At 34.4% G+C, this 25,917-nt stretch carries 13 protein-coding genes and 1 pseudogene; 9 read left to right on the plus strand and 5 right to left on the minus strand.

The features are described 5' to 3' along the window. On the minus strand, positions 1–993 hold the full coding sequence (locus ACVCZW_RS10550) for an alpha-L-fucosidase (RefSeq protein WP_452229666.1): 993 nt from the start codon (positions 991–993) through the stop codon (positions 1–3). Between the two features lie 297 nt (positions 994–1,290). Here ACVCZW_RS10550 and ACVCZW_RS10555 point away from each other — a divergent pair. Together ACVCZW_RS10555 and ACVCZW_RS10560 are read left to right on the plus strand one after the other, a co-directional pair. Further along, positions 1,291–2,440 (plus strand): annotated as a pseudogene (locus ACVCZW_RS10555) (alpha-hydroxy acid oxidase). Positions 2,441–2,988: 548 nt separating this feature from the next. Next, positions 2,989–3,981, plus strand: a complete 993-nt coding sequence (locus ACVCZW_RS10560) for a LacI family DNA-binding transcriptional regulator (protein ID WP_452232380.1) — start codon at positions 2,989–2,991, stop codon at positions 3,979–3,981. An 86-nt stretch (positions 3,982–4,067) separates the two neighbouring features. Here the strand turns inward: ACVCZW_RS10560 and ACVCZW_RS10565 are convergent, their stop codons facing one another. The 4 genes from ACVCZW_RS10565 to ACVCZW_RS10580 form a co-directional block, all read right to left on the minus strand. Next, a complete protein-coding gene (locus tag ACVCZW_RS10565; RefSeq protein WP_452232381.1) occupies positions 4,068–6,950 on the minus strand; it encodes an alpha-amylase family glycosyl hydrolase in 2,883 nt (960 codons plus the stop codon). A 70-nt stretch (positions 6,951–7,020) separates the two neighbouring features. Next, positions 7,021–8,097 carry a SusE domain-containing protein gene (locus tag ACVCZW_RS10570; RefSeq protein ID WP_452232382.1) on the minus strand — a complete coding sequence of 359 codons (1,077 nt, stop codon included), beginning with the start codon at positions 8,095–8,097 and terminating at the stop codon, positions 7,021–7,023. A gap of 16 nt (positions 8,098–8,113) precedes the next feature. Then, on the minus strand, positions 8,114–9,652 hold the full coding sequence (locus ACVCZW_RS10575; RefSeq protein WP_452232383.1) for a RagB/SusD family nutrient uptake outer membrane protein: 1,539 nt from the start codon (positions 9,650–9,652) through the stop codon (positions 8,114–8,116). Between the two features lie 10 nt (positions 9,653–9,662). Continuing rightward, positions 9,663–12,764 (minus strand): SusC/RagA family TonB-linked outer membrane protein, encoded by a 3,102-nt coding sequence (locus ACVCZW_RS10580; protein ID WP_452232384.1) that lies wholly within the window; start codon positions 12,762–12,764, stop codon positions 9,663–9,665. Between the two features lie 224 nt (positions 12,765–12,988). Between ACVCZW_RS10580 and ACVCZW_RS10585 the strand changes: the two genes are divergently transcribed. The 7 genes from ACVCZW_RS10585 (at position 12,989) to ACVCZW_RS10615 (ending at position 25,863) form a co-directional block, all read left to right on the plus strand. Continuing rightward, positions 12,989–14,029, plus strand: coding sequence for a LacI family DNA-binding transcriptional regulator (locus ACVCZW_RS10585; RefSeq protein ID WP_452229673.1), 1,041 nt, complete (start codon positions 12,989–12,991; stop codon positions 14,027–14,029). A gap of 136 nt (positions 14,030–14,165) precedes the next feature. After that, positions 14,166–15,539, plus strand: a complete 1,374-nt coding sequence (locus ACVCZW_RS10590) for an MFS transporter (RefSeq protein ID WP_452229674.1) — start codon at positions 14,166–14,168, stop codon at positions 15,537–15,539. Position 15,540: 1 nt separating this feature from the next. Continuing rightward, the gene (gene pgmB, locus ACVCZW_RS10595) at positions 15,541–16,197 is read left to right on the plus strand and encodes a beta-phosphoglucomutase (protein WP_452232385.1); all 657 of its coding nucleotides are present in this window, start codon (positions 15,541–15,543) and stop codon (positions 16,195–16,197) included. Between the two features lie 147 nt (positions 16,198–16,344). After that, positions 16,345–18,651, plus strand: a complete 2,307-nt coding sequence (locus tag ACVCZW_RS10600; RefSeq protein WP_452232386.1) for a glycoside hydrolase family 65 protein — start codon at positions 16,345–16,347, stop codon at positions 18,649–18,651. Between the two features lie 68 nt (positions 18,652–18,719). Next, the gene (locus tag ACVCZW_RS10605) at positions 18,720–20,657 is read left to right on the plus strand and encodes a glycoside hydrolase family 13 protein (protein WP_452232387.1); all 1,938 of its coding nucleotides are present in this window, start codon (positions 18,720–18,722) and stop codon (positions 20,655–20,657) included. Between the two features lie 42 nt (positions 20,658–20,699). Then, a complete protein-coding gene (locus tag ACVCZW_RS10610; RefSeq protein ID WP_452232388.1) occupies positions 20,700–24,182 on the plus strand; it encodes a TIM-barrel domain-containing protein in 3,483 nt (1,160 codons plus the stop codon). Positions 24,183–24,189: 7 nt separating this feature from the next. Further along, positions 24,190–25,863: an alpha-amylase family glycosyl hydrolase gene (locus tag ACVCZW_RS10615; RefSeq protein ID WP_452232389.1), complete on the plus strand. Its 1,674-nt coding sequence runs from the start codon at positions 24,190–24,192 to the stop codon at positions 25,861–25,863. Positions 25,864–25,917 lie beyond the last annotated feature (54 nt).

Consider the following 25,917-nt stretch of genomic DNA (forward strand, 5'->3'; position numbering starts at 1 on the left):
TTACTTTATTGGTAAGATTTTAATAGACTTTAGACTTGATGTTTTTGAATCGCCTTCAACTAATGACGTTTTGATGATGTGATTACCAGCCGTTTTAAATTCTAAAATTCCCATTCTGCGATACGCGTATTTATCGGTTGCCGCTTGCTGGTTTTGAATTTTAACACCTTCATCTGTAGTCGTTTTCCATACTAAACGTCCTTCCCCTTTATATTCTAAATCTAAATAATAATAGCCAGGTTCTTGCACATTAACTTCCCAAGTCACTGTACCGTCTTTTTCCCAATTACTTACTTGGTTAGCATGTTTCCATTCCCCAAATTTTTCCATCCAACGCACGTTTTCTTGTACTGCGCCTTCCGCTTTTCCAAATTCGGTTAATAATCTAGTAGGTACATTTGGATAAATGCCCAAATGCGTTTCTACAATAGGTTCTGCATCTTCCAATGCAACCTGAATAACAGAAATTAATTCTTCTGGAGCTTTATAAGGCACATCGATAACTAACCAATCGTTGTCTTTAGAAAATTTAAGTGGACTACTTTGTGAGCCATCTAAAAGCGATATTTTTTTCACCTTTGATTTTAAACCTGGTACGTATAATTTACCATCCGTTGGCCATTCGCTTACAGACAAATAAAGAGAATTATTGTTTGTTGTAATATCTCCCCAAGGTAATGCATAACCCCAAGGGGAACTACCTGCATCATAAATTACTTGCGGATATTTTTGGATCCAACGACCAGATTCTTGTAAAAACTCTATTCCAATGTTTGGAATTGCTCCATTACTATCTGGACCTACATTAAATAAATACGTACCACCTCTAGCCACGGTTTCTATAACACGACCTAGAATTTTTTTAGGACTTTTAAAGTTGTTATCATACCAAGCATAAGACCAAGAATCGTTGTTTGTATCACAAGTTTCCCAAAGCCCTTCAACATTTCTAGTTGGTACTTCCATATCTCCAATACTCGCATAGTCACCCAAGCCATTAGGTTTTAAGGCAGGAAGAAAAGGAGTGTTTCAGGAGTGGCAAGTCTTAACAACTAAATTGAAAGAAGAGAAAGGGATTTCGCTTAATTCTGCCGCCGAAATGGCATATAACAGGTTGAGTTAATGAGGGAATAGGATACCGATTTCCATGAGGAAATGAAAAAAGTGGTAATGGATAGAATACACGAATGGGTAAACCTAATGTGGAAATATCAACCAGTGCTTCTTGTTGCAAAAAAAATAGAATAGTGCCTTTTAATACAGGACATTTATCCGTTGTAAAAAAAAATTATGGAATTAACAATTAACCCAAAATATCCATCTGTAGACGATTTACGTAAAAGAGCTATGGTGAAAATGCCAAAGTTTGCATTCGAGTACTTAGATGGAGGATGTAATGAAGATATCAATTTAGATAAAAATCGAACGGATTTACAGAAAATTGAACTAATGCCTCAATACCTGTCTAAGTTTGAGAAATCAGAAATGAAAACAGAGTTATTTGGACATACATATGATGCGCCTTTTGGAATTGCTCCTGTAGGTTTACAAGGATTGATGTGGCCAAATTCACCAGAAATTTTAGCTAAATCTGCAAAAAAAACATAATGTTCCATTTATTTTAAGTACGGTTACTACTTCCAGTATAGAACGAGTGGCAGAAATTACAGAAGGTAAATCTTGGTTTCAATTATATCATCCAGCTGAAGAAAAAGTAAAAAAAGATTTGTTAGATAGAGCTGCTGCTGCTGGTACAGATGTATTAGTTATTTTGGCAGATGTACCAACTTTTGGATACAGACCTAGAGATGTTCGTAATGGATTGGCAATGCCTCCAAGTATGAGTGTTAAAAATATTATTGAAGTAATGAAAAAGCCAGACTGGGCTTTACAGACTTTAATTCATGGGCAACCAAGTTTTAAGACTTTAGAAAAATATATGCCTAAAGGGCTTAATTTAAAAAAGTTAGGAGAATTTATGGATGCCACTTTTTCAGGGCGATTGAATGAAGATAGAATTGCTTCCATTCGTGATCAGTGGAAAGGTAAATTAGTTATTAAAGGTGTGGTTAGTGAAGAAGATGCTCAAAGAGCTATAAATTTAGGTGTCGATGGTATCATTGTATCGAATCATGGAGGTCGTCAATTAGACGCTGGACAATCTTCGATAGTACCAATGACTAATTTAGCTGAAAAATTTGGGAGTCAAACAAAAATCATGGTAGATTCAGGTTTACGAGGTGGTCCAGATATCGCTAGAGCAATGGCAAGTGGCGCAGAATTTACTTTTATGGGAAGAAGTTTTATGTATGGCGTTGGTGCTTTGGGTAAAAAAGGAGGAGATCATACGATATCTTTAATGAAACGAGAATTGTTGCAAGTTATGGAGCAAATTTGTTGTCAAAAAACAGGGGCTTTTAAACCGCATTTAATTAAATAAGTACCTGTTAATATGTAACGGGAATACTGAGGTGTCAAAATAATGATGGTGGTTTAATAGCAAATATTTATTCTTCCGAAGAACTTTTGAAATAACTTAAAAGTGGATTACTCCTTATAAAATGTAATCCACTTTTTTATGCTTGCAGGAATTTGATAAATTAATGTGGTTTTTAAGTCGATACATCTACAAAATAGGAGCTCAAAAGCCATGCGTTCTATGTGTTTTTTTTTACAAAGTGATAGATTAATGGACTGTTTTAGTTTTGATTTTAAAAGATATTAAGAGCTACTTTTGTTGTTTTCGGAAATTTGACTTCAACTTTATCTGACCCAAAAGGGTCTAGTTTCTTTCGGATTATATTTTGTTTTATGTCTTTGTTTATATGGGATTTAATAAGGGCTAAATGGTCATTACGGACGTTTCTGATAGTGAATGTTTATAGCTTAAGTATGTTATTCGTTTTTTCGAAAATACTGCATTATGTTATAGAAAGGAATAAAAGAAGTATTTTTGCAAAATAGTATAAATAATCAAATTCTAGTTATATGTCATCAAAAAGAACAACTTTAGCTTCTATTGCTCAAGCATTAGAGATTTCTGTATCTACAGTTTCTAAGGCGCTTTCCGATAGTTCAGAAATTGGTGCTGCAACAAAGAAAAGGGTTTTAGAATATGCTAAAGCAAATAATTATACGCCAAATAGCTTTGCTTCCAATTTTAGAAAAGGTACCACTAGTACCATCGGTTTAATAATTCCAAATATTTTAAATCCGTTTTATGCAAAAGTGCTAGTCGGCGTAGAAACGTATTTAGATGATAACGGGTATAAATTAATTACCTCCATTTCTAATGATTTAATTGAGAAGGAAACAAAAAATATTTCAGTAATGTCTAGTGGCTTTGTGGATGGGTTAATTATTTGCATATCTAAAGAAGCGGAACAGAAAAATGAACACCAACACATTAAAACCTTAATAGATAACGGTACTCCAATTGTAATGTTTGATAGGATTTGTGATGAATTGGAATGTGATAAAGTAATTACCGATGATTTTCAAGCAGCTTTTGATGCTACCGAGTTTCTTATAACAAATAGAAAATGTAAACATATAGTTATCACGGCTAAAACAAATAATCTACATCACTTAAATCTAAGAAGAAAAGGGTTTGAAGCGGCAATGAATAAACATATTGAGGATGTGAAATGTACGATTATTACAGATGAAAGATCTAAAGGATTAAAACAAAAACTTGGAGAATTATTAAAAGAAGACCCAAGTATTGATGGTGTTTTTGGTTTAAATGAAAAAAGTGTTTTGCACGCTATTTTATTAACGAACAAATTACAAAAAGAAGATAATGCAATTTCTATTGCAGGTTTTTGTAATGATATGCAATCGAAGTATGACGCTTCCCTTATTGTAATTAACCAAAACGCTAAGGAAATAGGTGTAACATGTGCCAAGCTTTTATTAGATAGAATAAAGAGTAAGGATAATACTAGTTTTCAAACAAAAACAATCGCTGTAAATCTATAGGTTTTAGTAATTTTAATATAATAAAAAAGCGCAATCAAGTATACTTGTTGCGCTTTTTTGGTTAGAACTTAAATTCTATTTAGGGATTAGAATTTAATTAGTTTAGTGGTACTTATTTGTTCTAACTGGTTTTTTACTTGTACTAAATACATACCTTTAGATAGTTCTGAAATATTGAAAGTGGCGTTTTTTGTAAAATCACCTTTGTATTCTTTTACTAGTTTTCCAGAGATATCAAATATTTGAAGATCTGTAATATCTTTATTTAATTGAAATGTATTGTCTGTTGGGTTTGGATATAGCGTTAGATTGGTAACCGTATCCAAATCCTCTATACTTAATGTAGGAGGGTTATTTCCAAAAATTCTAAACTGTCCGGCAGGAATAGTAATACTTGTTACTGTAGATTCTATGGTTGTATTTCCTGTTTCATCCATTAAATCATACCAAGTTCCACTTGTTGGAAAACTCGTGTTAACCGTTTGCGAAACCACATCAAAGTTTGCTAAAACAATAACATTTCTTAATGCTGTAGTTGGAATAGAAGTATCGTAAATATCGATTCTTGGTGTTAAGCTTCCTGAGTTAATAGTGTAATCTCCTTCAAAAACAGGTTCGTTTATTTTTAAATAATTCATTCTAGACCAATCTCTGTACACTTGACTTCTAGTAGCATCTGCTTCCCAGTTATCTGCCCATTGCGGTTGCGGTTTTGTATCTAATTTACAATCTCCATCTGTGCCACCTGGTTCATTTACCGTTCCGTTATTACAAGTAAATATGGAGTTTTCCATACCTAATTCCGCAAAGTGCCAAATCATTTTTGGACCAGGAATAGTTAAACTTACAGCGCCCAATGCCGACATTCTTGAAATTGCTACATTTAAATCCGTTACATCATGAGAAGCATTGGAAGCATTACCATATTGGAGGTTTTTATACATTAAACGTTCTTCATCATGGCTTTCTGCATAACCAACTAATCTCGGAGCATCAAAGCCTCTAGCAACATGGCCCATGCCGTCAAAATTATTATCCGAATTATAACCCATTGTTAATTGGTTATACGGATTAGTCAATTTCCCCCAAAGCATAATTCCTTTTGGTTCCGTATCGGTAAGCCTGTAGTTAGCCCATTCTGTTTCTTCTTGTGCGCTTCCGCCAAAACCTAAATGTTCAAAAATCACATAATGTGTTGGATCCAATGACCAAGAATAATCTGCATATTCTTTTAAAATAGCTACACGATCTGCTTGGTATGCGTTTGTTTGCGAATCACTACCGGTTGCATTTTGTGTAAATCCTTTAGTTAAATCCCAACGTAAACCATCAATTTTGAATTCTTCGACCCAATGTTTAACTACACGTTCCACGTAGTGTTGTGTTAATTCCGATTGGTGATTAAAATCGGAACCAACACTATAGCTATGTCTTGCTGTGGTGTTAAAATACGGGTTTTCTGTACTTGGTTCTCCCCAACCGTCGCCATCTGCATCGTTCATCCACATTCTATTCATAGGATTTCTACCAAAAGCATGGTTTAGAGCAACATCTAAAATTACTGCAATATCATTTTGGTGACATAAATCGATGAATTCTTTGAATTTGTCTTCCGTTCCATAAAACTTATCTAAAGCCAAGTGAAAAGAAGTGTTGTACCCCCAACTTTCATTACCTTCAAATTCCATTACTGGCATAAGTTGAATGGCATTCACGTTTAAATTTTTAAAATAATCTATTTTATCGATTAAGTCTTGATAGTTTCTATCGGCATCAAAATCTCTAATTAAAACTTCATAGATTACTAAGTCTTCTTTTTTAGGTTTTTCAAAATCTGTAACCACCCATGAATAATCTGTTTGTCCGGTTTGTAATACTGTTACTTCACGTTCTTGTCCAGCAGGATATGTTGGTAAGTTTGGATAAGTGGAAGCCGGAATCCATGGGTCATCAAAAGGTGATAATACTAAAGTAGAAAAAGGATCTGCTGTTTTTACCAAAGCAGGTGAATTAGCTATAGGAGATTGGTCCATAACCCAATATTGGTACGTTTCTATTTGATTAGGAGTTAAATTGGTAAGTTCCAACCAAAAGACACCAGTAGTTGGGTCTTTTTTCATTAAATCAGAATTAGTAGGTTGGTAGTTATTAAAACTACCGGCTACATATATATAATCTTTATTCGGAGCCTCTAAAACAAGAGTTGCTTTCGTGTTATCCGAAGTGTTGTAATTTATACCGTTGTCTAAGCCGTTAGGTACGTTTTCATTAACAGGTGTGGCATTTACTAGTGCCGAAAAATGTTTTATGATAGTATCAGAACCTTGGGTAATAGTTAAAGTATAGTACTGGTTTTCGGTAATGTTAGTATGTGTGAAATTATAGCTGGTCACGTCATTTAGCGTGTTTAAAACGCTACCGTTAGCGCTTAATATGTAGTTTGCATTTCCGTTTGTATTTGTAGCTTCTATATTTAAGTTACTTCCAGAGTTTAATTGTGTAATGCTATCTTCTAATGGAGTGGTTAAATTAACTTGAAATGTCCCTACATTATATATAAAGTCTGAACAACCATTATCTTTAAATTCTTGGCTTCCATTCTCATTTCTAAATACCATTCCCAATTTTGTGGCTGAAGATGCTTGTGCTGGAGATAAGGAATAATACGTTTCTGGGATAAAGGAAATACTCCAAGTACCATTTCCATTATTTGTCATTGCTCCAACACCATCGTCTTGTCCCCAGTTTCCAATGGCATTATAACCAAAGGCATTGGAGTTATCTCCAATTCCGGAGTGTAAATAAACGGTTGAAGGATTGTTAAAACCATTGCAATCTGTGTCTGTTGAGTTTGCATCTACAGTAATTGTAATGCTTTCATTTACATTAAAAGGAAGCGGTGAGATACTTACTTGAGCTTGCGCAAATAAAGAGACCAGCAATGCTAGTGAAAAGTAATATTTTTTCATTTTTAAAGAATTTTAAATGGAATAAAAAAGGCTTTGATAATATTCAAAGCCTTTAAAAAATAAAAGAGTATTAGTTTAAGGTTAAACTATAAGTGTAATTTCTTGGTGTGCTTAAATCTAAAACAATAGTGTAATTTCCTGCAGAAGGAACTGGAATATTTGTACTAGAATTTAATTCTAAAACACCATCACCTTCATCATCTCCGTAATTCCAATCCCAACCGTCATTCGATCTAAATTTAATTTCTTCGGCAGTTAAGTCCATAGTAAGTGTCCACGTAGAAGTTGCGCTATCGTAAGTCATATCTGTGTCATTATCCCAAGAACCTGTTGCAGAACCAATAACTCCCCAGTTATGGATTGTTTCTGAATATGTCAAAGCTTCTGTATCTGCTTGAATAAAGTAATATCCAGCACCATTTGGAGCACCAATATTACCTTCGCCATCTGCAATTAAAGCTTCTGTGTAAGTTCCATCTGCTCCAGATGCGTCACCCCAATCTGTATTTCCCCATTCAAAATTACCATCCGCATTGGTTGCGATAAATTTATGATCACCATCTAACCAAACATATCCTTCAAAGTCCGTTTCTCCATAAGCAGAAGCAAATAAACTAGGTGCTGTAGGTGCATCCCAACCTTGATGATTTCCAGGTACACCAATTTTCGGTGCTTCCGTTGTATATGGAGTAATAGATATAGTCACGATTTCTGAGAATACAGCTTCCGAACCATTAGTGCCCGTAGAAGATTTAATACGCATATCTACATCTCCAGGAGAAAAAGGAGTTAGACTTAGAGTCCCAACGGCTAGGCCATTTAGTTCTTCGTTAGTCCAAACTAAATAATTGGTGGTAGTCGTTGCTACATCAAAAGATGTTTCAAAATCTGTTCCTGCTGCGGCAAATTGTAATGTGTAATCTATGGCCGTTGGCACATTGTATACAGCATCTTCCCAAACTACAGTAGTTGCGGTGCCAGTAGGGTTTGCAATATCTAAAACAATGGAAGTTCCAGAAGTTGGTAAATTAATAATTGCGGCTCTTGATTCAGATGGAAGTATTTGAAAATTAGTATCATCTTCATCGCAAGAGTTAAAGCTAATTAATGCAATAGCTGCTATTAATACGATTTTTAAATTTTTCATTTTTATGTTTTTTAAATTAATAACCAAGATTTTGTGTTAGATTAGGATTTGCTTGTAAAGCGGTAGATGGAATAGGAAATACATTGTATGTGGAAGGAATAGAAGTACCATTAAGTGCGTTTCCTTTCCAAGGCCATAAGTAACTTCCTCCTGTAAACATACCAAAGCGTATTAAGTCGGAACGTCTATGTCCTTCTAAGTTTAGTTCTCTTCCTCTTTCATCTATTAAAAAGCTTAAAGTAAGATCACCCATTCCTACAGCATCTGCATTAGAGCGTGTTCTTACCATATTTACATAAGAAAGTGCGTCTGTCATACTTGCATTTGAAGCACCTCTAACAGCACATTCTGCATACATTAAATATGCATCTGCCAATCTAAATAGTGGAAAATCCGTACTTGAAAAAGAAGAAGGTAAGGAAGCACCACTAAAATTGGTGTTTCTAAATTTAATAGAAGGATAGCCATCCGTCCAAGTAGTGTAATCTGTCATTTCATATTCATGGCCGTCTGTCCAAAATAGACTTGCTCTTACATCATTTGAAGTAGATAAATCACCAAATAAACCATACCAGCCTTTGGAAGCTCTATGTCCTCCCCAACCTTCCGTTGCACCAAATTGGCTTAAAGGCATGGTATCCGAATTTAAATTTCCATTCACAATATAGGTTGTGTTTCCAAAACTCTGACTTACAACAGCATCGGCAATTAAAGGGAAAATGATTTCATTAGATGTATTATTATCTGCAGAAAACAAACTCACAAAATCATCTGCTAAGGTATGACTAGAAGCAATCACCACGTTTAAATAAGTAGCAGCATCATTGTATCTAGCAGTTCCTGTGTATACTTCAGCATTTAGATATAATTTAGATAGTAGCATGGCTGCTGCGCTTTCTGTAGCTCTACCATACGTGTTGGTTGCAGGTAAATCGGATTGAATAGCAAGTAATTCTGCTTCTGTAAAATCAAATAATTCTTGTCTTGACGCTTCTGGTAACGGATTTGTTTCCCCGAAGTTTTCCTGTGTTGCTAAAACACCTTTTCCAAATACATCAATTAGATAATAATATGCTAAAGATCTAATAAACCGTACTTCCGCAAGTATTTGTTCTTTATTTTCAACGTCTACATTTTCTAAAATAGAAAGTAGATTGTTACACTGAGGTATCGTAAAGAAAATTCTGTTATACATATATCTAAAAAACTTGTTTTCAGAATTCCAGTCAGAAGTTGTAGTTAATTGATCTAATCCATTATCTCCCCAACGGTTTTTCATACCATCAGCGGTAAAATCTTGTAGGTTCACAATTCCTCTTAAAAATGGAGATTCCCCCGGATCATCACTAATATCTGAACTTCCAGGTCCATCTGCACCAGAAAGTGCAAAAGATGCATAAAGTCTGGATAAAATACCTTCAACGGCATTTGGGTCTTGAGCTAATAGATCTTCTAAGGAAAGTTCTACTTTCGGCTCCGTATCTAAATCATTAGTACAACCTACAAAAAGCAGAATACTAAGACTAAATAAATATTTTAAAATGTTATTTTTCATATTTAATTTTTTAAAAATCAATGTTAACTCCTACATTATATACGGTTGCTCTTGGATAGAAATTGGTGTCAATTCCGCCAAAATTTTCAGGATCTTGTCCGCTATAATTTGTAATAATAAAAGCATTATTTACAGCGCCATATAATTTAATAGTTGTGTTTTTAAATAGGTTATTAGGAAGCGTATATCCTAAAACAATATTTTCACATCTTAAAAAAGCAGCCTTTTCTAAAAAGTAATCCGAATATTGCATAGGGTCTCTAATTTCGGTAAAGGCTAAATCTGCTTCCCCTGAATAATAGTCTAAAGTATTATTTAAAGATTGCTGATCTAAAGAAACTGCATTTTGAATAACTCCAGCAGTTAATCGTCTAGAATTATATACTTCTCCATCTAGCTGTCCTCTAAAACTAGCTCCAAGATCCCAGTTTTTATAATTCATATTTAAACCAAAACCAAAAGTCCAGTTAGGTTGTATTGCTCTATAGTATCTATCTTCTTCATTAATTTTATTATCCCCATTTAAATCTACAAAACTTCCAAGAATTGGACTTCCATCGGTGTCATATACTTGTTTTAATACCCACGCAGAACCTGCTTGTTCTCCAACGGCGTGTCTTAATAAGTTGTTACCTGTACCAATTGGTAAACCGCCACCTGCAGATATTTGCTCAATACCTTTTAAGTCGGTAACTTCATTTTTATTGTAAGAAATATTTCCGTTTAGGGATACTGCAAAATTATCGGTACTTATAGGATTTAAATTTAAACCTAATTCAAAACCTTTACTATCTGTAGAACCAACATTTTGTATTAATAAATCACTTAATGCTTGTCCTGGAGGCACATTCGTTACCACTAATAAGTCGGTTGTTTCTCTTTTAAAGATATCAAAAGAACCGCTTAAAAAGCTGTTTTTAAAGATGTCAAAATCTAAACCTACATTATAAGTAGTTGTTTTTTCCCAAGTTAAATCTGGATTAAACTCTTTAGCGTTATATAATGTTACGCCTTCTATAAATTGACTGTTTGGTGATCCAATTTCAAAAACAGGAATGGATGGGAAGAAACCTACTTGTCCGGAAACATCTTGGTTACCCGTTTTACCCCAACCTAATCTTACTTTTAAATCGTTGATAACGTTTACATTTTGTAAAAAAGATTCTTCTTTTAATTTCCATGCTAATGCAGCAGAAGGAAAATAACCCCAACGATTTTCTTCGGTAAAGAAAGAAGAACCATCCGCTCTCATCGATAGTGTTACTAAATATTTATCTCCTAAATTAATATTAGATCTTCCAAAGAAGGACTGTAAATTTAAAAGGCTGAAATATCTATTGTTAGGATTTGCAGTATCGATGTTTGGAATACGTACCCCAGAAACTTCATCGTTTCTAAATTCGTCTCTATTACCATCGTTTTTAAAATTTTGATAAGCATAACCTGCTTGCACATTATAGGAATTTATAAATCCATCTAAATCTTTGGCATAATCTAAATAAGATTCCCAAGTGGTATTCGTAATATGCTGACGTTCTCTACCTGCTACACCAGGATTAAAGATATACGTTCCTGTAGGTTCGTTGGGGTCTGGTACTAAAGTGTACGTTGCTAGGGCGTTCTCTTGAAAACTTTCTTTTGTTTTCGCTCTTGACGCTTCTAATCCAAAATTGGTAACCGCTCTTAATTCTGGTAGAAAATGAAATTTATAATCCAATTCTAAACTTCCTAAAATTCTATTTACACGTTGCGGGTTAGAACGTTGTTCTAATAACGCTAATGGATTACTCGATCCAACTCTTCCATTAGGTAAGTTAGTATCTGAAGCTGATAATATTTTACTGTAGTAACCACCAAAAATGGAGTTTGAATCGTAAACAGGTTTTGTTGGGTCCATAGAAATAGCTCCACCTAAAGCACCACCTTCGTCGATAGAACTTTTATTTACAAAAGTTCCTTTTGCATTAAAGTCAATCTTAAGGTGATCATCAAATAATTTTGGTGTTAATCTTAAGGAAGCGGTAACACGTTCGTAGTCATTTTCTTTTACAACACCTTCACTTTCATTGTAACCTACAGATGCTCTAAATGGTATTTTTTTAAATAAATTAGCTCTTACACCAAAGTTATAATCTTTATTAATTGCTGTTCTGTAAATAACATCTTGCCAGTTTGTATCATAAATTGCTCTAGGTCCATCAGGTGTATCAATAATTTGAGATACGTTTTCATTTGTAGAAACAGATCCAACAGGAACTCCTAAAAGACCAGTTTTTTCTGGGTAATACTCACTAATGAATCTAACAAAATTAGCGCTATCCATTACAGGTACATAGTTGTCATCACCAATATTACTTATAGATGTGCTAGCAGAAAAGTTGTATTTTACTTCGCCAGAGGTTCCTTTTTTAGTCGTAATAATAAGAACTCCATTAGATGCTCTCGATCCATAAATTGCCGTTGCCGAAGCATCTTTTAGAATACTAAAGCTTTCAATGTCATTAGGATTAATCAAGCTTAAAGGGTTTCCTACACCAGAAATACCGCCATTATCCATAGGAACTCCATCAATTACAATTAACGGGTCATTCTTTCCTCCTAATGATGTTCCTCCTCTAATTCTAATATTCGGAGAAGCATCTGGTTGTCCACCAGAACTTGTGATTCTAACACCTGCAGCTTTACCTCTTAAAAGCTGTTCTGCCGATTGAATGGAACCTTTATTGAAATCTTTTGAAGTGATAACTTCTACAGATCCCGTAAGATCTTTTTTCTTAACACTACCATAACCAATAACTACAACTTCATCTAAACTAGAAGGATCTTCTACTAGATTTACATTAATTGTTTGTTGTCCGTTATAAATAATTTCTTGCGCGATAAAGCCTATATAAGAAAAAACTAAAACGTCTCCGTTATTTACGTTAACTTGATATCTTCCATCAAAATCTGTAGCAGTTCCTCTAGATGTGTCTTTGATAATCACATTCACACTAGGAAGCGGTAAAGATGAGGATTGTTCAGTTACAGTTCCTTGTACCGTACTTTGTGCTATCATACACAAAGGAAAAACCAGTAGAAAAAACAATAAGCCATTTAACTTTGTTTTCATAAAATAATTTAATTAGTTATTAATTTAATTAGTTATATTTTCACTTCTCGATGTTAAAACTATGTAAATTTTATGTAAAGATTTAACCTAAGAAAAAGAAAACATTAGCGCAAACGTTTTCGTGTTGAAAACTTTTTGAAAAATGAGAGTTTTTACTAAAAAACACCTAAAAATTAACACTTTGCTAATTATTTAATACCTTAATTGCGCATTTAACAAACAATATGAAAAGAAAAGTAACCCTAAAACAAATAGCTAGAGAATTGGATGTATCCATTTCAACGGTTTCTAAAGCTCTAAGAAATAGTAAAGAAATTAGTGAAGATACTAGGCAAAAAGTACAAGCATTTGCTAAACTCTATAATTATAGGCCAAATAATATTGCACTTAGTTTAAAGAACCGAAAAACAAAAACGATAGGTATTATCATACCAGAAATTGTACATCATTTTTTCTCGAAAGTTATTCGAGGTATTGAGTTAGTTGCCAATAAACGAGGTTATAATGTTATTGTTGGGTTATCTAACGAGTCTTTCTCTAAAGAGGTTATAAATATGGAAATGCTTGCCAACGGTAGTATAGATGGTTTTATATTATCTATTGCAAAAGAAACGTTGCAACAGCAGGATTATCATCATTTTACCGAAACTATTAACCAAGGTATGCCTATTGTAATGTTTGATAGAGTTGTAAATGAAATAAAATGTGATAAAGTTATCGTTGATGATGCTGAAGGTGCCAAACAAGCAGTAACAAAGTTAATTAATAACGATTGTAAAGACATCGCGATTATTACAACAATGGATTATGTGAGTGTTGGTAAATTAAGAACCCAAGGCTATTTAGAAGCGCTAGAAGAACATAAAATCGATCCAAAAGCAAGTTTAATTTTAAAAGTTCATGACCAATTGTTATCTGAAGATCATTTAGATTCTTTAGAAATAGAAATAGAAAATTTATTTAAAAACAATAAAAATCTGGATGGTATTTTTGCAGTGAACGAACTCTATGCGCTTACCGCAATGAAGGTTGCCAGAAAGATGAATTTAAGAATTCCAGAAGACATTCAAATCATTGGTTTTACAGATGGTGTGCTCTCTAAACACGCGGTTCCTGCGCTAACAACTGTAAGTCAACATGGTCAAAAAATAGGAGAGAAAGCAGCCGAATTATTAATCAATAATTTAGAAAGAGAAGATGAAGAAGATATCTACGAAACTGTAGTTATTGAGACCGAATTGATAGAGCGAGAATCCACCAAATAAAAAAATAACACAGAATATTTAAAAACTTTTATATATTTACACCCAAATCAAAACTTATATTTTTACTTCTCAGGTAATTTAGTTTTGATAAGTAAAATGCTTGTCAGAATAGTATTAATTATAAAATATACTATTAATGAAAAAGCGCGCATTAGGTTTTTGGGAAATCTGGAACATGAGTTTCGGTTTCTTAGGAATACAATTCGGATTTGCACTACAAGGAGGCTTTATGTCTCGAATATTTCAAACGCTTGGAGCAGAAAAAGATGCCATTCCATTATTATGGATTGCTGCACCTTTAACTGGTTTATTAGTACAACCAATTATTGGTTATTTAAGCGACAGAACATGGAGTACCAAATGGGGAAGACGTAGACCGTACTTTCTAATAGGAGCAATTCTAAGTTCTATTGCATTATTCTTTGTTCCACACTCTCCAGCACTTTGGGTTGCCGCAGGATTTTTATGGATTCTAGATGCTTCCATAAATATTTCTATGGAACCATTTAGAGCTTTAGTAGCAGATAAACTGCCTGATTCGCAACGCTCTTACGGTTTTGTAATTCAAACCTTAATTATTGGTATTGGTACTTGGGTTGCAAGTAATTTACCGTGGATGGTTTCGCAACTTGGCGTTAGTAATTCTGCAGCTTCAGGTGTGGTGCCAATGTCTGTAAAAGTGGCTTTTGCTATTGGGGCTTTTGTGTTTTTAGCAAGTATATTATATACGGTTTTTACTACTACCGAATATCCTCCGGAAGACATGGAAGCATTCGAAAAAGAGAAAGCAAAGAAAAATCAATTCATTCCAGATATTTTAAATAATATAGGAAACATGCCACTAACTATGAAAAAGTTAGGTGTCATTCAGTTCTTTTCTTGGTTTGCTTTTTTCACGATGTGGAGTTTAGCAAATCCAGCACTAACAGAACATGTGTTTAACACACCAGCGCCGATTGAAAGTGCTTTCGATATGACAAATGCAGTACAAGCGGAAGCCTTTAAAATTGCAAACACCGCATTTCAAGAATCTTCCAATGCCGTTGGTTCTGCAATGGGTGTTTACGGATTATCCTCTATGGCATTCGCGTTATTATTAGTTTTATACACTGCCAAAAGACGTATCAATAGAAAATTAGTACATATGTCGGCTTTAATTCTAGGAGGCTTAGGTTTCTTATTAATGAGCTATACATCACCCGAAAATTTAAAATGGTGCTTTGTATTAATTGGTTTTGCTTGGGGAAGTATTCTTTCCATGCCTTATGCCATGCTATCTAGCTCTGTAGATCCCAAGAAAATGGGAGTGATTATGGGAATCTTCAATATGTTTATTGTAATCCCGCAAATAATTGCAGCACTTGGTGGAATTAATTTTGTTTCTGGATTATTAGGAGAGGAAGCAATAAATGCCATGACAGTAGCAGGAATAAGTTTAATCATTGCAGGACTTTGTAATTTACTTATTACCAATAAAAACGCCATTTCCTATCAAACAGAAGAGATTTAAAATGAGTAAAAAAGGATTCATATTCGACTTAGACGGTGTTATCGTAGACACTGCAAAATACCACTTTTTAGCTTGGAAAAAATTAGCTAATCAATTAGGTTTCGAATTTACAAAAGAACAAAACGAATTATTTAAAGGCGTTAGTAGAAAACGTTGTTTAGAAATTTTATTAGACATAGGAAAAAAAGAAGCTACACAAGAACAGTTCGATATTTGGATGATCGAAAAAAATGTAGACTACTTACAATATATAGAAAACATGGATGCTTCTGAGATTCTTCCAGATGTTCCTCGCGTTTTAGCGTTTCTAAAAGAAAATAACATTCCAATTGCATTAGGATCTGCTAGTAAAAATGCACGTCCCATTTTAGAGAAAGTAGATTTGCTACATTATTTCGATGCTATTGTAGATGGAAATAATGTGACAAAAGCAAAGCCTGATCCAGAAGTTTTTCTACTTGCAGCAGAACAGTTAGGAGTAAATCCGGAAGATTGTATCGTTTTTGAAGATGCAGTCGCAGGAGTAGAAGCTGCAAATGCAGCAAATATGATTTCCATTGGTATTGGAGAGCAAAACATATTAAAAGAAGCAAATTATATTTTTTCAGATTTTACAGAAATGGAAAACAGCTTCGTTCAAGAATTAATAAATAGATAATTAAGACGAAAGAAAAGAGAAGTTAGAAAAGAGAAATAAGATTTTTCTCATCGCTAATTCTTTTTTTAATCTTAAAATAAATTAAAGATCAAGAGTGAGTCTAGCAGCAAAGCGGTCTAGCATCTTTGTTCTAATATCTTAAAAAAAATGAATTTAGATTACATAAAACCAGATAATTGGTCCATTATTGAAGAAGGCTTTAACGCAGAAAATGTAAAGTCTTCAGAAAGCATATTTAGTATCGGAAATGGAGCAATGGGACAACGTGCTAATTTTGAAGAGCAGTATTCCGGACCAACATTTCAAGGTAGCTATATTGCAGGTGTTTATTATCCAGATAAAACACGTGTTGGCTGGTGGAAAAACGGGTACCCAGAATATTTTGCGAAAGTACTTAACGCACCAAATTGGATAGGTATTAATGTGCTTGTAAATAAGGAGCAACTGGATTTATTTGCCTGTAAGGAAGTGAAAAACTTTCGTAGAGAATTAAATATGAAAGAAGGTTGGCTTTCTAGAAGTTTTGTAGCAATGCTTCAAAATAATGTGGAAGTTGAAGTGACTACCAAACGTTTTTTAAGTCTAGATTTGGATGAGGTTGGTGCCATTAATTTCAATATTAAACCTTTAAATGAGGATGCCGAAATTACGTTTCAGCCGTATTTAGATGCAGGTATTACCAATGAAGACACCAATTGGGACGATAAATTTTGGAATACCCAAAACGTCAGTCAGGAAAATAATCAGGCTTTCATTCAAGCAACAACCATGAAAACGGATTTTCATACCTGTACTTTTATGGAATCTCATTTGTTTTTAAATAACGAAAAAGTAAGCATTACATCAAATATTAAACAAGAAGAGAATACCGTATCTTTTGCTTATACCAACCAAGTAAAACAAAATGAAACCTTTACTATTAACAAGTTTGGAGGTTATACAGTAGATAGAAATCATGATAAATCTGCTTTAGTTTCCGCAGCAAAAGAAGCATTACAAACAGCAACCGATTTAGGTTTTCAAGCTTTATTAGAAAATCAAAAACAAGCTTGGGCAAGTATCTGGAACATGTCTGATATTACCATCGATGGTGATGTAGAGGCACAACAAGGAATTCGTTTTAATATTTTTCAATTAAACCAAACCTATTTAGGTAAAGATTCTACTTTAAACATTGGCCCAAAAGGGTTTACGGGAGAAAAATATGGAGGAAGTACCTATTGGGATACCGAGGCATATTGTATTCCTTTTTACATGGCAACCAAAGACCAAAAAGTTGCTAGAAATTTATTAGAATATCGTTACAACCATTTAGAAAAAGCAATTGAAAATGCAGAGAAGTTAGGCTTTAAAAACGGCGCTGCTTTATATCCAATGGTTACTATGAATGGGGAAGAATGCCATAATGAATGGGAAATTACTTTCGAAGAAATTCATAGAAATGGTGCCATCGCTTTTGCTATTTATAACTACTACAGATATACTGGCGATTACAGTTATATTCCAGAAAAAGGATTAGAAGTCCTTATCGGAATTGCTCGTTTTTGGCAACAGCGTGCTACATTTTCTACAGATAAAAACCAATATGTTATTTTAGGTGTTACTGGACCAAATGAATACGAAAATAACGTTAACAATAACTGGTATACCAACTATATTGCACAATGGTGTATTCAATATGCCTTAGAAAATATTGCTAAAATCGAAAGCGAATATGCTTCCGATTATACCAGGATCATGAACAAAGCAAAACTTTCTAAAGAAGAATTAGAACAATGGAAAGCGGTTGCCGATAATATGTATTTTCCGTATTCGGAAGAGAAAGGTATTTACTTACAACAAGACGGATTTTTAGATAAAGAATTAATTACGGTTGCAGATTTACCAAAATCAGAAAGACCAATTAATCAAAAATGGTCTTGGGACAGAATTTTACGTTCGCCATATATCAAACAAGCAGATACTTTGCAAGGTTTTTATCTTTTTGAAGATCAGTTTACAGAAAAAGAACTAGAAAAGCATTTCGATTTTTACGAACCATTTACGGTACATGAAAGTTCGCTTTCTCCTTGTGTACATAGTATTCAAGCAGCGAAATTAGGTCGTATGGAGCAAGCTTATACTTTTTACTTACGTACTTCTCGTTTAGATTTAGATGATTATAATCATGAAGTAGAAGAAGGCTTACATATTACTTCTATGGCTGGAACTTGGATGAGTATTGTAGAAGGTTTTGGTGGTATGCGTGTTGTAGATGACAGCTTGTCGTTTACTCCAAAAATTCCAAAAAAATGGAAAGCGTATTCGTTTAAAGTAAACTTTAGAAATCGAATTTTAAAAGTGAATATCTGTCAGAATGATACCAAGTTTGAATTAGAAGGAGATCAAGATTTAGAGATTTTAGTAAATAATAAAAAGGTGACTATTACGCCAAACAATTTAGTGACAGTATAATTATATCCTGCAAGGCTTGTACCAAAATCGATTTGGTATCTAAACCTTGCAGGTATTTAGATAAGTAAATGAAAAAACTAATACTACTCTTTGTAATCAGTTTCTGTTTTTCTTGTAAAAAGGAAAAACCAGCTATTGCTTTGCAGGTTTCAAATACAAAATTGGAACGCGTAGAGCCACCGCATTGGTGGATTGGTTTTAAAGACGCAAAGTTTCAGTTATTGGTTAAAGAAGAAAACATAGGTAAAGCAATTCCCGAAATTATATACTCTGGAGTTACTATCGATGTGACGCATAAAGCGGATAGTCCTAATTATTTGTTTATCGATTTCAATATCGATAAAAATACGAAAGCAGGAAAATTCGATATTGTTTTTAATTTTGAAAATGGCGAACAGAAAACGCATACCTATGAGTTAAAAAACAGACAAAGAGATGCCGATGCATTTCAAGGTTTTGATAGTTCGGATGCTATTTATTTAATTACTCCAGATCGTTTTGCAAATGGTGATACTTCGAATGATATCTTTTTAGATACTTCCGGTATGAACGAAAATGGCGAAAAGGTTAGCCTTTTAAAAGAAGCGACCATCAATAGAAAGGATGATTACGCAAGACATGGTGGAGATATAAAAGGAATGATACAGCATCTCGATTATATAGAGGAGATGGGTTTTACGCAAATTTGGTCTTGTCCTTTGTTGACTAATGATATGCCAAAATCTTCGTATCATGGTTATGCGATGACAGATTTCTATGAAGTAGATCCTCGCTACGGAACATTAGAAGATTACAAAGCGTTTTCCGCGAAAGCGAGAGAAAGAAGTATTGGTGTCATCATGGATCAAGTAGCTAATCATTGCGGAAGCGGGCATTGGTGGATGCAAGATTTACCGTTTAAAGATTGGGTGAATCAACAAGGTAGTTTTGAGAATAACAAGCCATTAAAGAATTCCAATCACAGACGTACAAGTAATCAAGATCTGTACGCTTCCAAACGTGATAAAAAGGAAATGGCAGAAGGTTGGTTTGTATCGGAAATGCCAGATTTAAATCAGCGAAATCCGTTTATGTCCAAATACATTATTCAAAATAGTATTTGGTGGATTGAAACGCTAAACTTAACAGGAATCCGACAAGATACGTATCCATATCCAGATAAAGATTTTATGTCTAATTGGGCCGGAGCGATTATGAGTGAATATCCAAACTTTAGTATCGTTGGTGAAGAATGGAGCTACAATCCGTTACTAATTGCATATTGGCAAGATGGTCATGAAAATAAGGATGGTTATCAATCTAATTTAAGATCTACGATGGATTTTGCAATGCAAAGAAATATAGTGGACGCCTTAAATGAAGAAGAATCTTGGGATAACGGACTAGTTAAAATGTACGAAGGTTTGGCCAACGATTTTGCATACACATCACCAAAAGATATAATGATTTTCCCAGATAATCATGATATGAGTCGCATTTATACACAACTTAAAGGTGATGTGCCAAATACCAAAATGGCCTTAAGTTATCTGTTGACTTTACCAAGAATTCCGCAGCTATATTACGGAACAGAAATTTTAATGAACGACTTTGAAAAACCAGGAGATCATGGTTTGATTCGTACCGATTTCCCTGGTGGCTGGGAAGGTGACGCTATAAATGCTTTTACAGGAGAAGGATTATCCGATGCACAAAAAGACATGCAGCTTTTCCTGAAAAAAATATTGAATTACAGAAAATCAAGTGATGCTATTCACGATGGAGAAACCATTCATTTTGCACCTTTTATGGGAACCTATTTTCTCTTCCGAAGTATCGATGGAGAAACCGTAGTACATATTATTAATAAAAATAACGAACCAATTAGTTTAGATTTAAAACGTTTTGAAGAAGTTGGTTTGCATGGGAAAACATTAAAAAATATAGTAACTAATGAAACTTTTGTTTGGGAAGATGAAATAATCTTAAGCCAAAGAGGAAGTTTACTATTATCCACTAAATTATAACCTAAATGTCACCTCGAGCGTAGTCGAGAGGTCTCCAACGAAATGAAAAACATTATATACATACTATCTTTTTTGCTATTTCAAATAGCATCGGGGCAAGTAACCATTATTGTAGAAGCGCTACCAAAAGAGACTCCAAAAAACGCATCTATCTTTATTGCAGGGGACTTTGAAGGTTGGTCTGGTGGGAAAAAAGAATACCAATTAGAGCAAAAGAATGGTGTTTATCGCATTACGCTTCCAAAGGCAGAAGGACAAATAAACTTCAAGTTTACACAAGGTTCTTGGGAATCTGTGGAATGCACTAAAAAAGGATTAGAAATAGATAATCGCACCTATACTTTTGATCAACCAAACGACACGATTAAAGTGAAAATTGCTGGTTGGGATAATCTATTCGAAGTGAAAAATGCCGCAACAGCTTCTAAAAATGTTACTATTTTATCGGAAGAGTTTAATATTCCACAGTTACATAGAAAGCGTCGTATCTGGTTGTATTTGCCTGCAGATTATAAAACATCTAACGAGAATTATCCTGTGGTTTACATGCACGACGGACAAAATCTTTTTGATGGGAGTACATCTGGTTATGGAGAATGGAATGTAGACGAAACAATGGATAAATTATTTAAAGAGCAAAACTTAAAACTCATTGTTGTTGGTGTAGATCATGGAGATTCTAAAAGATTAGACGAATATTCCCCTTGGAAACACCCAGAATATGGAGGTGGAGAAGGCGATGCATATCTGGATTTTATTACGAATACATTGAAACCTTATATCGATGCGCATTATAATACCAAAAAAGATAAAAGCAATACTGCCATTTTTGGTAGCTCGATGGGCGGATTAATTTCACATTATGCAGCTTTAAAATATCCAAACATTTTTGGTAAAGTTGGTGTGTATTCGCCATCGTATTGGTTTGCTCCAGAAGCGGTAAATGCCTTTTCTAAAAAGCATGGTAATATTCAAGATACTAAAATGTACTTTTTGGCAGGTGGAAAAGAAGGTGCAAATACTTCGCGAACCGAAATTAGCCAAACAGTAACCGACATGAATAGTATGATCGGTCTTTTGCAATCCAAAGGATTTCCTTCAGAAAACATACAATCTAAAGTTGTTCCAGAAGGGAAACACAACGAAGCACTTTGGCGTAATAATTTTGAGGAAGCAATCACTTGGCTATTCAACGATTCCATTAAAAAGAGAACGTTCTTGGAAGCAGATTTTAATAACAATCAATTGCAAGTAAACGTTTCCGACGGAACATACAAAATGCAATTCTATTCCCCAGAAATTGTGGAAACAACATTTCTTCCAACGGGAGAAACGTATAATAAAGAGTCACATGCTGTTGTTTTAACAGAAGCTTTTTCTGAGGTTGCTTTTAAGGAAAGTGATTCGGAAATAACATATGCTACAAAAGAGTTGTCTATTAAAATTACGAAAGCACCTTTTCATATTTCTTATTGGTTCAAAGGAAAAGAAGTGACTTCCGAGAAAAAGGGCTATCAAAAAACGGATGCTTTTGAAACCATTCAATTTAATCTAAAACCAGAAGAGGTTTTATATGGTGGAGGCGCAAGAGCTTTAGGAATGAACCGAAGAGGAAATCGCTTAGAATTATACAATAAAGCGCATTATGGTTATGAAGATCGCAGTGCATTGATGAATTACACAATGCCAATTGTTGTGTCTTCCAATCAATATTTAATTCATTTTGATAATGCACCAATTGGTTTTTTGGATTTAGATTCTAAAGCAGATAATACCTTGACTTACGAAACTATTTCTGGCAGAAAAACCTATCAAGTTGTGGTTGGTGATTCTTGGTTAGATCTTACTAAAAACTATACCAAACTTACAGGAACACAACCTATGCCACCACGTTGGGCTTTGGGTAATTTTTCTAGCCGATTTGGCTACCATTCGCAACAGGAAGTCGAAGAAACTGTTCAGAAATTTAGAGAAGAAAATATTCCGTTAGATGCAATAATTATAGATATTTTCTGGTTCGGAAAAACCATAAAAGGCACGATGGGAAACCTAGCTTTTGATCGCGATTCTTTTCCAAATCCGAAGCAAATGATAAAAGGATTAAAAGACAACAACGTGAAAACCGTTTTAGTTACAGAGCCTTTTGTGTTAACCACTTCTAGCCGTTGGGACGAAGCAGTAAAAGAAGATGTTTTGGCCAAAGATTCTATTGGGAATCCGTTTACCTACGACTTTTATTTTGGTAATACTGGATTGATAGATATTTATAATCCGAAAGGAAAAGAATGGTTTTGGAACATTTATAAGGGCTTAGCCGATTTAGGTGTTTCCGGAATTTGGGGAGATTTAGGAGAGCCAGAAGTGCATCCTAAAAGTTTGCTACACGCAACAGGAACTGCAGATGAGGTACATAATATTTACGGACATAATTGGGCAGAATTAATTCAGGAAGGATACACAGCCAATTTTCCAAATACAAGACCCTTTATTTTAATGCGTGCAGGAAGTTCGGGATCGCAACGTTTTGGAATGATTCCTTGGTCTGGAGATGTAAATCGAACTTGGGGCGGATTACAATCTCAACCAGAAATTGCGCTACAAATGGGTATGCAAGGTTTGGCTTATATGCATAGTGATTTAGGCGGATTTGCTGGTGATAACTTAGACGATGAGCTTTATGCACGATGGTTGCAATATGGCGTTTTTCAACCAATTTACAGACCACATGCGCAAGAAGAAGTGCCTGCAGAACCAGTTTTTAGAAGTGATACAGCGAAAGCATTAGCTAAACAAGCTATCGAATTAAGATATAAATTATTGCCATATAATTACAACTTGGTATTTGAAAACAACCAATCTGGAGCGCCTTTAATGCGACCACTATTTTTTGAAGAAGATGATAATACAGAATTACAGACCGTGGCATCCACGTACCTTTGGGGAAATGATTTTCTAATCACGCCAATCGTAAATCCGAAGCAAACGGAAGTAGAAGTGTACTTTCCGAAAAATAATAATTGGTTTAACTTTTATACAGATAAAAAGGTAAAGGGAGGACAAACTTTAAGCATTAAAACAGAAGAAAATAATATTCCCACTTATGTTCGTGGTGGTGCATTTATTGCAACAGCAAAATCCATGCAAAGCACTACAGAATATGATGGAAACACTTTGGATGTGCATTATTATTTGGATGCATCTGTTACAAAAAGTGAACGCACACTATATAATGATGATGGAACAACTAAAAATGCTTTCGAAAAAGGAGTATTTGAGATTTTAGCCTTTAAAGCAGAAACGGGTAAACAATATGTAGAGATAAATTTTGAAGCGGAAACAGGTTCTAGCTATTCCACATCTACTAAAACAATGCAAGTTATTGTTCATGATTTTCCAAAGGATCCAAAGCGTATAAAATACGATGGCAAGAAACTAGATTTTGATTATAACCAAGATACCAAAGCATTACGCTTTAATTTACAATGGAATACTTCAAAAGGAGGGAACGTACAAATTAAATATTAAGTAAAAGATGAAAAAAAGCATACTTTTAATAGCTACTATAGTACTCGTTTTTAGTTGTAAATCAGATAAAAAAACGAATCTGGATATCGCTGAAAACCAAAAGCAAGACACCATGAAAACACCTTTTGTTTGGGAAGCAGCAAACTTATATTTTTTATTAACCGATCGTTTTAATAATGGTGATAAGGCCAATGATGTTAATTACGATAGAACAAAAGAAACTGGCGTTTTACGTGGTTTTGAAGGAGGAGATTTAAAAGGAATTACCCAGAAAATTGAATCCAATTATTTTTCAGATTTAGGGGTTAATGCTATTTGGATGTCGCCAATTGTTGAGCAAATTCATGGAGGAACCGATGAAGGTACTGGAATTACGTATGGTTTTCATGGCTATTGGACTAAAGATTGGACCAATATCGATGCCAATTTAGGAACCGAAGAAGATTTAAAAAACTTAGTAGCAGCGGCACATAAAAAAGGCATTCGGGTTTTACTCGACGCGGTGATCAATCACACAGGTCCTGTAACCGATAAAGATCCGGTTTGGCCAAACGATTGGGTTAGAACTGGTCCGCAATGCGACTACGAAAATTTTGACAATACCGTGACTTGCACTTTGGTTAAAAACCTTCCAGATATTAAAACCGAAAGCAATGAAGCCGTAGCATTACCACCTCATTTAATTGCAAAATGGAAAGCAGAAGGGCGATATGACCAAGAAGTTGCAGAGCTAGATGCGTTTTTTGAAGCGAATGATTATCCGCGTGCACCTCGTTTTTACATTATGAAATGGTTGAGCGATTACGTGAAAGATTTCGGGATTGATGGGTACAGAGTCGATACAGTAAAGCATACAGAAGCTTATGTTTGGCAGGAGTTTAAGGCAGTTTGTGATAACGCTTTCGCGGAATTTAAAGAGGGAAATCCAAACAAAGTGTTAGACGACACTGATTTTTACTTGGTTGGTGAATTGTATAACTACGGAATTTCATCCGGAATAGCTTTCGATTTTGGAGATAAAAAAGTCAACTATTTTGAAAATGCGTTTAATAGCTTAATCAATTTTGAGTTTAAATGGAATGCTGCGCAACAATCTTATGAAGAACAATTCAAGAATTACGATAGTATTTTAAATAGCACACTGAAAGATTATGGCGTTTTAAACTATTTAACTTCTCATGATGACGGGCAACCATTTGATAAGAACAGAGAGAAAACATACGAAACCGCAACGCGATTGTTACTGTCTCCGGGAACTTCTCAAATATATTATGGAGACGAGTTGGCAAGAGATTTAACTATAGAAGGTACTATTGGAGATGCGACACTTAGAAGTTTTATGAATTGGGAAGAAATGCCTGAAAAACAAGACTTGTTAATTCATTGGCAAAAATTAGGTCAGTTTAGACGTAACCATCCTTCGGTTGGAGCAGGGAAACATCAAATGATTAGTGATTCTCCTTACTTTTTTAGTAGAAGCTATACGAAAGGGGATTTTAAAGATGAAGTTATTATAGGTATCGATATTCCTAAAGGAGAACAAACCATTAATGTGTCTTCAGTTTTTAAAGACGGACAGCAAGTGAACGATTTTTATTCCGGACAAACGCTTGAAGTGAAAAACGGATCCATTACCATTAGCGTAGATAAGAATATCATTTTATTAGAAGAATTAAAATAAATAAACACAGGTAGCATCTGTTTTCTAGACTTGAAGTCGAAGGAATAAATATTG

This window comes from Lacinutrix sp. MEBiC02595, from assembly GCF_053601555.1.

Excerpts from the sequence above, each read along its gene's own strand:
- ACVCZW_RS10560 (WP_452232380.1), top strand. The coding sequence starts at position 2,989 with ATGTCATCAAAAAGAACAACTTTAGCTTCTATTGCTCAAGCATTAGAG.
- ACVCZW_RS10565 (WP_452232381.1), bottom strand. The coding sequence starts at position 6,950 with ATGAAAAAATATTACTTTTCACTAGCATTGCTGGTCTCTTTATTTGCG.
- ACVCZW_RS10570 (WP_452232382.1), bottom strand. The coding sequence starts at position 8,097 with ATGAAAAATTTAAAAATCGTATTAATAGCAGCTATTGCATTAATTAGC.
- ACVCZW_RS10575 (WP_452232383.1), bottom strand. The coding sequence starts at position 9,652 with ATGAAAAATAACATTTTAAAATATTTATTTAGTCTTAGTATTCTGCTT.
- ACVCZW_RS10580 (WP_452232384.1), bottom strand. The coding sequence starts at position 12,764 with ATGAAAACAAAGTTAAATGGCTTATTGTTTTTTCTACTGGTTTTTCCT.
- ACVCZW_RS10585 (WP_452229673.1), top strand. The coding sequence starts at position 12,989 with ATGAAAAGAAAAGTAACCCTAAAACAAATAGCTAGAGAATTGGATGTA.
- ACVCZW_RS10590 (WP_452229674.1), top strand. The coding sequence starts at position 14,166 with ATGAAAAAGCGCGCATTAGGTTTTTGGGAAATCTGGAACATGAGTTTC.
- pgmB (WP_452232385.1), top strand. The coding sequence starts at position 15,541 with ATGAGTAAAAAAGGATTCATATTCGACTTAGACGGTGTTATCGTAGAC.
- ACVCZW_RS10600 (WP_452232386.1), top strand. The coding sequence starts at position 16,345 with ATGAATTTAGATTACATAAAACCAGATAATTGGTCCATTATTGAAGAA.
- ACVCZW_RS10605 (WP_452232387.1), top strand. The coding sequence starts at position 18,720 with ATGAAAAAACTAATACTACTCTTTGTAATCAGTTTCTGTTTTTCTTGT.
- ACVCZW_RS10610 (WP_452232388.1), top strand. The coding sequence starts at position 20,700 with ATGAAAAACATTATATACATACTATCTTTTTTGCTATTTCAAATAGCA.
- ACVCZW_RS10615 (WP_452232389.1), top strand. The coding sequence starts at position 24,190 with ATGAAAAAAAGCATACTTTTAATAGCTACTATAGTACTCGTTTTTAGT.